The organism is Pseudomonas baetica (assembly GCF_051216495.1).
In the GTDB taxonomy this organism is placed as follows: Bacteria; Pseudomonadota; Gammaproteobacteria; order Pseudomonadales; family Pseudomonadaceae; genus Aquipseudomonas; species Aquipseudomonas baetica_B.
Genome location: NZ_JBPKAM010000148.1, coordinates 1 through 10649 on the forward strand (window position 1 = coordinate 1; position 10649 = coordinate 10649).

Here is a 10649-nt window from a genome sequence, read left to right on the forward strand (position 1 = left end):
ACGCACACGCGGATACGATCAACGGGGTGCGGTATTAACCTCACCCGCGCGAGTCACTCCTCCTCCCCCCCCCCCCCCGCCTCCCCCCCCCCCCCCCCCCCCCCCCCCCCCCCCCCCCCCCCCCCCCCCCCCCCCCCCACATTGGTTTTATGGTGCTACTTAATAACAAGGAACAAGCCATGCGCGCACTGGCCGCACTGAGTCGTTTTGTCGGTAACACCTTCGCTTACTGGGTTCTGATTTTCGCCGTCGTGGCCTTCCTGCAACCGGCATGGTTCATCGGTCTCAAAGGCGCCATCGTGCCGCTGTTGGGTCTGGTGATGTTCGGCATGGGCCTGACCCTCAAACTCGAAGACTTCACCGAAGTCGCTCGCCATCCGTGGCGCGTGGCGTTGGGCGTGGTTGCGCATTTCGTGATCATGCCCGGTGTGGCGTGGTTGCTTTGCCAGGCTTTCCATTTGCCACCAGAGATCGCCGTCGGCGTGATCCTGGTTGGCTGCTGCCCAAGCGGCACCTCGTCAAACGTGATGACCTGGTTGGCCCGTGGCGATCTGGCACTGTCGGTGGCCATTGCCGCCGTCACCACCCTCCTCGCCCCGCTGCTGACTCCAGCCCTGATTTGGCTCCTGGCGTCGGCCTGGCTGCCGGTCTCGTTCATGGAGCTGTTCTGGTCGATCCTGCAAGTGGTGCTGCTGCCGATCGTGCTGGGTGTGGTTGCCCAGCGCTTGCTGGGTGATCGGGTTCGCCACGCGGTGGACGTGTTGCCGCTGGTGTCGGTGGTGAGCATCGTGATCATCGTCACTGCCGTGGTTGCCGCCAGCCAGGCCAAGATTGCCGAATCCGGCTTGCTGATCATGGCCGTGGTCATGCTGCACAACAGCTTCGGTTACCTACTGGGCTACTTCACCGGTCGCCTGTTCAAGCTGCCATTGGCCCAGCGCAAATCCCTGGCCCTGGAAGTCGGCATGCAAAACTCCGGATTGGGCGCCGCATTGGCCAGTGCGCACTTTTCGCCTCTGGCGGCGGTACCAAGCGCGCTGTTCAGCGTCTGGCACAATATTTCCGGCGCACTGCTGTCGACCTGGTTCCGTCGTATGAGTGAGAAAGGCGACCGCGAAATTTCCGCTCAGCAGGCCGCTGACTGATCTGAAAACTTGATCCCCGGATTAATGCTGGGCACTATATTGCGCAACGCGAGGACGACCTCGCGGCTCGATCGAGTCATTAATCTGGGGACGACCCCGTCAATCGATGGAGGTCTTTCATGTCCTGGATCATTCTGTTTTTCGCCGGCCTGTTCGAAGTCGGCTGGGCCGTCGGCCTGAAGTACACCGACGGCTTTACCCGCCCGCTCCCCACCGCCCTCACCGTCGCGGCCATGGCTGTCAGCCTTGGCTTGCTGGGCCTTGCCATGAAGGAGTTGCCGCTGGGCACGGCCTATGCGATCTGGACCGGCGTGGGTGCCGTGGGTACGGTGATCGCCGGGATCATTTTGTTTGGCGAGTCCATGGCGTTGGTGCGGTTGGCCAGCGTGGCGTTGATCGTGACCGGTCTGGTGGGACTTAAAGTCAGCGCTTAAGCGACCACCGCTTTCGCGAGCAGGCTCGCTCCCACAGGGATTGTTGGTGTACATCACGTGATGTGTCACACCAAATAATTTGTGGGCGCGAGGCTGCTCGCGATGAGGCAGGCCCATTCACCGACTATCTAACAGTCCCGCGCAAATCCCCCACCATCTGCTGCAACTTCGCAGGCTCCGCCACCTCGACCGCCACCGCAGGCCCCGCCACCAAGGTTACGCGCGACCACAGCCGGCGAAACAATCCCTTGGCCGGATCGCGGCTGAAAAAACTCCCCCACAACCCCTGCAAGGCCAACGGGATCACCGGCACCGGCGTCTCTTCGAGTATCCGTGTCAGCCCGCCCTTGAACTCGTTGATCTCACCATCGGCGGTCAGTTTTCCTTCCGGGAAAATGCACACCAGTTCACCGTCCTTCAGATACCGGGCAATGCGCGTGAAGGCCTTTTCATAGATCTGGATGTCTTCCTGACGGCCCGCAATCGGAATCGTCCCGGCGGTGCGAAAGATAAAGTTCAGCACCGGCAGGTTGTAGATTTTGTAGTACATGACAAAGCGAATCGGCCGACGCACCGCACCGCCTATCAGCAAGGCATCGACGAACGACACGTGATTGCACACCAGTAGCGCCGCGCCTTCATCGGGGATCAAGTCGAGATTGCGATGCTCCACGCGGTACATGGAATGACTGAGCAGCCAGATCATGAAACGCATGGTGAACTCGGGGACGATCTTGAAGATATAGGCGTTGACGCCGATGTTCAGTAACGACACCACCAGGAACAACTGTGGAATCGACAGCTTGGCCAAGCTCAGCAGGATGATCGAAACAATCGCCGATACCACCATGAACAGCGCGTTGAGAATGTTGTTGGCAGCGATGACCCGAGCCCGCTCGTTTTCGGCGGTGCGCGACTGGATCAACGCATACAGCGGCACAATGTAGAAACCACCGAATATCCCCAGGCCGAGAATGTCGATCAGCACCAGCCAGGTGTGGCCAAAGCCGAGAATTTCGATCCAGCCATGCCCCGTGACACTGTCCGGAATTCCACCGGAGTGCCACCACAACAGCAACCCGAACACCGTCAGGCCGAACGAACCAAACGGCACCAGGCCGATTTCCACTTTGCGTCCGGAGAGTTTCTCGCAGAGCATCGACCCCACGGCGATACCCACCGAGAACACCGTAAGAATCAGCGTCACCACGGTTTCGTCACCGTGCATCCATTCCTTGGCATAGGCCGGGATCTGTGTCAGATAAATCGCTCCGACAAACCAGAACCATGAGTTGCCGACAATCGAGCGCGACACCGCCGGGGTTTGGCCCAGGCCCAACTTCAGCGTGGCCCATGACTGGCTGAAAATGTTCCAGTTCAGACGCATCTGCGGTGAAGCCGCCGCCGCGCGCGGAATACCACGACTGGCCAGGTAACCGAGCACGGCGATGGCGATGATCGCGGTGGAGACGATGGGTGCGTAATGACCGGACGACATCATGATTCCGGCACCAATGGTCCCGGCGAGAATCGCCAGGAAGGTACCCATTTCCACCAGGCCGTTGCCACCGACCAACTCATCTTCACGCAGGGCCTGGGGCAGGATCGAGTATTTCACCGGCCCGAACAACGCCGAATGCGTGCCCATGGCGAACAGCGCCACCAGCATCAGCGACAGGTGATCGAACATGAAGCCGATTGCGCCGACCGCCATGATGGCGATTTCCCCAAGCTTGATCAGACGGATCAACGCGTCCTTGGCGAATTTTTCACCAAATTGCCCGGCCAGCGCCGAGAACAGAAAGAACGGCAGGATGAACAGCAGCGCACACAGGTTGACCCAGATCGAACGGTCACCCTCAATCGTCAACTTGTACAAAATGGCGAGGATCAACGACTGCTTGAAGATGTTGTCGTTGAATGCCCCAAGGGACTGTGTCACGAAAAACGGCAGGAAGCGCCGAGTGCGCAGCAAGGTGAATTGCGAGGGGTGACTCATCTTCCATGTGTCCCTGATTTTGGATAAAGAGAAGCCTGGATACAGTGATTGGAATGCCGCACACCGATCCAGGCCACACATTACCTAAAATCAGTGGGTCATTTCTTCAATCCTGCAATGCACGGTGAGACAAACAGCTCGCCTCGCCATGCGCCTTGCACGGTGCGTTTGCCGACAATCAGCCACATCACGGCCAGTAACGACACCAGCACACAGCCGAAGACACTGAAAAATCCAAGGTGCAGCGTGCTGCCCAGTTTCAACGTCGCCAGAGAATAGACGCCCAACGGGAAGGTAAAGCCCCACCAGCCGAGGTTGAAAGGAATGCCTTCGCGCAGGTAGCGCAAGGTGATCAGCACTGCCATCAACATCCACCATAGACCGAAGCCCCATAAAGTGATGCCGGCGACCAGGCCCAGCCCGGCAGCAATGTTACCCACGCCCGGCAAGCCGTTGGCGGCAAAAATCGCTGGAGCGTCGGCACCCAACAGCAACATGCCCAGTGCCCCCGTGCCAATCGGACCGAGCGCCAGCCAGCTCGAAGCGGCCATGTTTTCATGAGGCAGTTTATGCAGCGCCATGCGCAACAACAGAATGGTCAGAATGCTGAACGCCACCGGCAGAGAAAAGGCCCAGAGTACATAGCTGGTCACCAGCACCACCAGTTGCGAATGAGCATCCACCAGATGCGGCGCCAGCAGGCCACCACTGGCAGCCGCCACTTCCGCCGCGACCACAGGCAACAGCCACACGGCAGTCATTTGATCGATGCTGTGTTCCTGGCGAGTGAACATCATGTAGGGAATAAGCACCCCGCAGGCCAGCGACATCGCCACGTCCAGCCACCACAACGTTTCGGCAAGCGCAATCACGCCATCGCCCCAACGCGGCAGACCGAACACCAGGAAACCGTTGATGATGGTCGCCAGCCCCATGGGAATGGTGCCGAAAAACATCGAAACCGTGGAATGGCCGAAAATCCGCCGCGCCTCATCGAAAAACAAGACCCAGCGTGCCGCATACAGCGCGGTGAACAGCAAGAACAGCACGATATTGAACTGCCAGAGCGATTCGGCAATGGCGTGCAGAACGGGATTGGCTACGGGTAACTGTGCCAATGCCAACGCCAGCACGCCGGTGCCCATGGTGGCGGCGAACCAGTTAGGTGTGAACTGGCGGATGACTTCACGCGGATGTTGCAGATGAGTGAAAGGCTTGATGCCAGGTTTGGCGGTAGTGGGGCAAGTCATGGTGGGCTCCTGTCCTCTGGTGAGGTGGAGCCCATCATAGATCCGAATCGAATATCGATATAACGGGTAATATCTCTAACTGTTATCTATTTTACAGATGATAATTCTCCTGCTTTCAGGATCAACCAGCAGCACTGCAAACATTGGCAGCGCGCTGTCGCATCATCGCAAGCAATGCCCCAAGGGACAAAATGATCAGTACCCCGGCATACCCATCAGTGGTCGTCACCAGGCCGAAAGTATGGGAGAGGCTACCGGCCAGCAAGGACGGCAGGCAGAACGCCAGGTAACTGAGCACGTAATATGCCGACATCAATCCGGCCCGCTCATGCGGCAACGCCAGCGGAACCAGGCTGCGTACCGTCCCAAGAAAACCGGCACCGAAACCGCAACCGGCGATGAGTGTGCCAATGAAAAACAAGGCAAGACTGGCGCTGTGTACGCCGACCAGGATCAGGATGACACCCACCGGCAGCGAGATGGCTCCTATGCGAAGTCCCAGGGTGGCCGGCCGATTGCGCAGGGTGAAAATCATCAGGGCGCCGGTCATGGTCAAAGTCGCCACGGTCGATCCGCCGATCAGGTTCGAGGTCGAACCCGTGGCCGCACGCACCAACGAAGGTGCCAGGGAGGCGAAGAAGCCACCAAGCGCCCAGGTTGCCGTATTGAGCGGCAGCAACCGCCATAGGGTAGAACGCGCCTGTACGGGCACATGCAGGGTCGGGCGCAATGACGACCACGCGCCAGGCTGCGGCGAAACACTTTCCGGCAGGCGCCAGACATACAGGGCCTGCATCACAAACAACGCCAGCAACAGCCAGTAGGTCAGGTGCAACGGCGCCGGTGCAAACTCGGCCAGCAAACCGCAACCCAAACCACCCAACGCCATGCCTATCAGGGGGGCCACACTATTAATCAGCGGCCCTTGCTGACGGTCGGTATCGAGCAGCGTGGCACTCAATACTGCGGTGGCCATGCCGGTAGCGAACCCCTGCAGCACTCGGGCGCTGATCAGCCAGGCGACATTGTCGGCGTAGATGAACAGCAGCATTGCCACACCGTTGAGCAGCACCGCCGTGAAAATCACCGGCTTGCGCCCTAGATGATCCGAGAGTGAGCCGACCGTCAGCAGCGCCACCAGCAAGCTGAGGGCATACACCCCGAAAATCAGCGTCAGGATCGCTGCCGAAAAGTGCAGCTGCTCCTGATAGAGGTGATACAGGGGCGTTGGCGCGGTGGAAGCGGCGAGAAAACTGAGCAAAGTGATTGCCAGGAACCACAGGCTTGCACGGTTGGAATGAGAACTGGACATGAGATCGCTCCGCAAAAGCTAATTTTTTGCTTTTGTGGAGTGTGCTACCGGCTTGCGCTTAAAGCAAATTCTTTGTGTTAAGGTCCAGTACAAGGTTTTTCAGGATCGGAGTCGTTCAACAAAAGACTCCGGCGCGAAACAGGAAACACGTGATGACCGCTCCAACGTTACGACCCGGTGGCCGCAGCGCCCGGGTACAAGAATCGATTCACACCGCCGTGCGCGAACTCCTCGAAGAGCAGGACCGCACCACCGTTACAGTGCCGCAGATCGCCGCGCGTGCAGGAGTGACGCCCTCAACCATTTATCGGCGCTGGGGGGACTTGTCGGTGCTGCTGGCAGACGTAGCCCTGGCGCGCATGCAACCGGAAACCGAATCAGCCAACACCGGCAGCCTGTCGGGTGATGTACGAGCCTGGGCGGAGCAGTATCTGGATGAAATGAGTTCGGCGCCGGGGCGCAACATGCTTCGTGACATACAGGCCAGCCTGAAACCCAGCTATTGCGCGACGATCATTGGCGGACAATTGCAGGTGATCCTCGATCGCTACCCGGATGAACCCCGGCCCGGTGTCGACAGGCTGATCAACCTGGTCGCCGCGCCTGTCGTGTTTCGCATTCTGTTTTCCGAGGCGCCGCTGGAGGTCGAGGAGTTGCATCGGTTGATCGAGATTGCGCTCGGTCAGTGACATCGCCATTCGCGAGCAGGCTCGCTCCCACAGTTGATCTATGTCCAGAGTGGGAGCGAGCCTGCTCGCGAAGAGGCCCGCACAGACGCCACGAATCTGACTGCGACACCCCGCCACGCCACGACCTTGGTCGACACTGACTAACCCCTGCCATCGTGCGAGACTGTGTCTGTCCGGGCGGGAGGCCCGGAAGCCTTTGGTTATCTGGAGTTCCCATGTCGCTGTCCAGCGGGCTGATTGCCGCCGTCGCCCTGGCCTATATGGCCATCATGTTCGCCATCGCCTTTTACGGTGACCGTCGCAGCGCGCCTTTGCCGCCGCGCGTGCGTGCCTGGGTGTACAGCCTGTCGCTGGCGGTCTACTGCACCAGTTGGACATTCTTCGGCGCCGTGGGCCAGGCGGCCGAGCAGCTCTGGTCCTTCCTGCCAATTTACCTCGGACCGATTTTGCTGCTGATCGCTGCGCCCTGGGTCCTGCAAAAAATGGTGATGATCAGCAAACAGGAGAACATCACCTCCATTGCCGACTTCATCGCAGCACGTTATGGCAAATCCCAGTCGCTGGCGGTGGTGGTGGCGCTGATCTGCCTGGTCGGTGTGCTGCCTTATATCGCCTTGCAGCTCAAGGGCATCGTGCTGGGGGTCAACCTGTTGATTGGAGCAGGCGCCGACGCCATGGGCGTTCGCGCCCAGGACACCGCACTGGTGGTGTCACTGGTGCTGGCGTTGTTCACCATCGTTTTCGGTACCCGAAACCTCGATGCCACGGAACACCACCGCGGCATGGTGCTGGCGATCGCCTTCGAATCGCTGGTGAAGCTGTTCGCGTTTCTGGCCGTCGGTGCCTACGTGACCTACGGCCTGTATGACGGTTTCGATGACCTGTTCAACCAGGCCATGCTCGCCCCGCGACTGGAGCAGTACTGGAAGGAAACCGTCAACTGGCCCTCCATGGTGGTACAGACCGGAGTGGCAATGATGGCAATCATCTGCCTGCCGCGACAGTTCCAGATGACGGTGGTGGAAAACATCGAACCCCAGGATTTGCGCCTGGCCAGATGGGTATTTCCCGCTTACCTCGCTCTGGCGGCCTTGTTCGTCGTGCCTATTGCCTTGGCGGGTCAGATGTTGCTGCCAAGCTCGGTACTGCCGGACTCCTTCGTGATCAGCCTGCCGTTGGCCCAGGCCCACCCTGCCCTGGCGTTGTTGGCTTTTATCGGCGGCGCGTCGGCGGCCACCGGCATGGTGATCGTGGAGTGTGTTGCGCTGTCGACCATGGTCTCCAACGACATGCTGTTGCCCTGGTTGCTGCGCCGCAACAATGCCGAACGCCCGTTCGAAGTGTTCCGCCAGTGGATGCTGTCGGTGCGCCGCGTGACTATCGTGGTGATCCTGCTGCTGGCCTACGTCAGCTATCGGCTGCTGGGCTCGACTGCGAGCCTGGCGACGATTGGCCAGATTGCCTTCGCCGCCGTCACCCAACTGGCACCAGCCATGCTCGGCGCGCTGTACTGGAAACAGGCCAACCGTCGCGGCGTTTTCGCCGGCCTCGCCGCTGGCACATTCCTCTGGTTCTACACCTTGGTCTTGCCGATTGCGGCCCATAGCCTCGGTTTGCCCCTGAGCAGCTTTCCGGGCCTGGCCTGGCTGCACAGCAATCCGCTGAACTTGCCCATCACCCCACTGACTCAGGGCGTGGTGTTGTCCCTGGCCGGCAACTTCACGCTGTTCGCCTGGGTCTCGGTGCTATCGCGCACACGGGTCTCGGAACATTGGCAGGCCGGTCGCTTCATCGGCCAGGAAATCAGTGCACGGCCCAGCGCCCGCTCAATGCTAGCGGTGCAGATCGACGATTTGCTGCAACTGGCTGCGCGCTTTGTCGGTGAAGAACGCGCCCGTCAGAGCTTCATTCGCTTCGCCTACCGCCAGGGCAAAGGCTTCAACCCGAACCAGAACGCCGACAGTGAATGGATCGCTCACACCGAGCGCTTGCTGGCCGGTGTTTTGGGCGCCTCGTCGACTCGTGCCGTGGTAAAAGCCGCCATCGAAGGCCGGGAGATGCAACTGGAGGACGTCGTACGAATCGCCGACGAAGCCTCGGAGGTGCTGCAGTTCAACCGTGCGCTGCTGCAAGGAGCAATCGAGAACATCAGTCAGGGTATCAGCGTGGTCGACCAGTCGTTGAAACTGGTGGCCTGGAACCGTCGCTACCTGGAGCTATTCAACTATCCGGATGGCCTGATCAGTGTCGGCCGACCGATTGCCGACATCATCCGCCATAACGCCGAGCGCGGTTTGTGCGGCCCAGGCGAAGCCGAAGTGCACGTCGCTCGCCGCCTGCACTGGATGCGTCAGGGCCGGGCACACACCTCCGAGCGATTGTTCCCCAATGGCCGCGTGATCGAACTGATCGGCAACCCGATGCCCGGCGGCGGTTTCGTCATGAGCTTCACGGACATCACCCCGTTCCGCGAAGCCGAGCAAGCGTTGACCGAAGCCAACGAAAGCCTGGAACAGCGCGTGGCCGAACGTACCCGTGAACTGTCACAACTCAACGTCGCTCTGACCGAAGCCAAGGGCATCGCCGAGGCGGCCAACCAATCGAAAACCCGCTTTCTGGCAGCGGTGAGCCATGACTTGATGCAACCCTTGAACGCTGCGCGACTGTTCTCCGCCGCCTTGACCCATCAGGAGGACGGTTTGTCCGATGAGGCGCAAAAACTGGTGCAGCACCTGGACAGCTCCTTGCGTTCAGCCGAAGACCTGATCAGCGATTTGCTGGATATTTCCCGTCTGGAGAACGGCAAGATCAACCCCGACACCAAGCCATTTGCACTCAATGAGTTGTTCGACACCCTCGGTGCCGAATTCAAGGCGCTGGCACGGGAGCAAGGGCTTGAGTTCCGTGTGCGGGGCAGCCAGTTGCGCATCGAAAGCGACATCAAACTGTTGCGCCGGATCCTGCAGAACTTCCTGACCAACGCCTTCCGCTACGCCAAGGGCCCGGTGCTACTGGGGGTTCGCCGCCGCCAGGGCGAGCTGTGCCTGGAGGTTTGGGACCGCGGACCGGGTATTCCGGAAGACAAGCAGCAGGTGATTTTCGAAGAATTCAAACGGCTGGACAGCCATCAAACCCGCGCCGAAAAAGGCCTGGGGCTGGGCCTGGCGATTGCCGACGGGTTGTGCCGCGTGCTGGGCCACACTCTGCGCGTACGCTCATGGCCAGGCCGCGGCAGTGTGTTCAGCGTCAGCGTGCCATTGGCCCGGACCCAAGCGACGATGCCGGCCAAGGCGGCTGAATTGAATGGCAAGTTGCTCGGCGGAGCGCAAGTGCTGTGCATCGACAACGAAGACAGCATCCTGATCGGCATGAACAGCTTGCTGACCCGTTGGGGTTGCCAGGTCTGGACCGCGCGTAACCGCGATGAATGCGCGGCGCTGCTGGGCGATGGGATACGACCACAGTTGGCGCTGGTGGATTACCACTTGGACGATGGCGAAACGGGAACCGAATTGATGGCCTGGTTGCGCACGCGATTGGGCGAACCTGTACCGGGCGTGGTGATCAGCGCCGACGCGCGACCGGAGACCATGGCCCAGGTGCATGCGGCGGGGCTGGATTACCTGGCCAAACCGGTAAAGCCGGCGGCTTTGCGGGCGTTGTTGAGTCGGCATTTGCCGTTGTAGGTTTCAGCCGTTGTGGTGCTACATCCGGCGCCTTTGGGGGGGGGGGGGGGGTCACCCCCCTGCTCCTCCTCCTTTCTGTGCGTCGTCTTTTTTTCCATACTTGTTTTTTTTCTTTTCTCCCCTCCCCCCCCCCC

General features: G+C 60.2%; 7 protein-coding genes. 4 read left to right on the top strand and 3 right to left on the bottom strand.

Translation table 11 applies throughout. The features are described 5' to 3' along the window. The first annotated feature begins 179 nt into the window (after window positions 1-179). Both ACSFE6_RS29140 and sugE read left to right on the top strand, forming a co-directional pair. Window positions 180-1145 carry a bile acid:sodium symporter family protein gene (locus ACSFE6_RS29140; RefSeq protein WP_435430842.1) on the top strand — a complete coding sequence of 322 codons (966 nt, stop codon included), beginning with the start codon at window positions 180-182 and terminating at the stop codon, window positions 1143-1145. 119 nt (window positions 1146-1264) lie between these two features. Further along, window positions 1265-1579, top strand: coding sequence for a quaternary ammonium compound efflux SMR transporter SugE (gene sugE, locus ACSFE6_RS29145; protein WP_095195608.1), 315 nt, complete (start codon window positions 1265-1267; stop codon window positions 1577-1579). Between the two features lie 124 nt (window positions 1580-1703). Here the strand turns inward: sugE and ACSFE6_RS29150 are convergent, their stop codons facing one another. From ACSFE6_RS29150 to ACSFE6_RS29160, 3 genes are all read right to left on the bottom strand, one after another. Then, a complete protein-coding gene (locus ACSFE6_RS29150; protein ID WP_435430843.1) occupies window positions 1704-3578 on the bottom strand; it encodes an MFS transporter in 1875 nt (624 codons plus the stop codon). 98 nt (window positions 3579-3676) lie between these two features. Further along, complete coding sequence (locus tag ACSFE6_RS29155; protein ID WP_435430844.1) at window positions 3677-4828, bottom strand: TDT family transporter; 1152 nt, start codon at window positions 4826-4828, stop codon at window positions 3677-3679. A gap of 121 nt (window positions 4829-4949) precedes the next feature. Continuing rightward, window positions 4950-6140 carry an MFS transporter gene (locus ACSFE6_RS29160; RefSeq protein WP_435430845.1) on the bottom strand — a complete coding sequence of 397 codons (1191 nt, stop codon included), beginning with the start codon at window positions 6138-6140 and terminating at the stop codon, window positions 4950-4952. 152 nt (window positions 6141-6292) lie between these two features. Here ACSFE6_RS29160 and ACSFE6_RS29165 point away from each other — a divergent pair, with 152 nt between their 5' ends. Together ACSFE6_RS29165 and ACSFE6_RS29170 are read left to right on the top strand one after the other, a co-directional pair. Then, window positions 6293-6829 carry a TetR/AcrR family transcriptional regulator gene (locus tag ACSFE6_RS29165; protein WP_435430846.1) on the top strand — a complete coding sequence of 179 codons (537 nt, stop codon included), beginning with the start codon at window positions 6293-6295 and terminating at the stop codon, window positions 6827-6829. Between the two features lie 215 nt (window positions 6830-7044). Next, the gene (locus ACSFE6_RS29170) at window positions 7045-10515 is read left to right on the top strand and encodes a PAS domain-containing hybrid sensor histidine kinase/response regulator (protein WP_435430847.1); all 3471 of its coding nucleotides are present in this window, start codon (window positions 7045-7047) and stop codon (window positions 10513-10515) included. Window positions 10516-10649: the final 134 nt, after the last annotated feature.

Excerpts from the sequence above, each read along its gene's own strand:
- ACSFE6_RS29150 (WP_435430843.1), bottom strand. The coding sequence starts at position 3,578 with ATGAGTCACCCCTCGCAATTCACCTTGCTGCGCACTCGGCGCTTCCTG.
- ACSFE6_RS29140 (WP_435430842.1), top strand. The coding sequence starts at position 180 with ATGCGCGCACTGGCCGCACTGAGTCGTTTTGTCGGTAACACCTTCGCT.
- ACSFE6_RS29155 (WP_435430844.1), bottom strand. The coding sequence starts at position 4,828 with ATGACTTGCCCCACTACCGCCAAACCTGGCATCAAGCCTTTCACTCAT.
- ACSFE6_RS29165 (WP_435430846.1), top strand. The coding sequence starts at position 6,293 with ATGACCGCTCCAACGTTACGACCCGGTGGCCGCAGCGCCCGGGTACAA.
- ACSFE6_RS29170 (WP_435430847.1), top strand. The coding sequence starts at position 7,045 with ATGTCGCTGTCCAGCGGGCTGATTGCCGCCGTCGCCCTGGCCTATATG.
- ACSFE6_RS29160 (WP_435430845.1), bottom strand. The coding sequence starts at position 6,140 with ATGTCCAGTTCTCATTCCAACCGTGCAAGCCTGTGGTTCCTGGCAATC.
- sugE (WP_095195608.1), top strand. The coding sequence starts at position 1,265 with ATGTCCTGGATCATTCTGTTTTTCGCCGGCCTGTTCGAAGTCGGCTGG.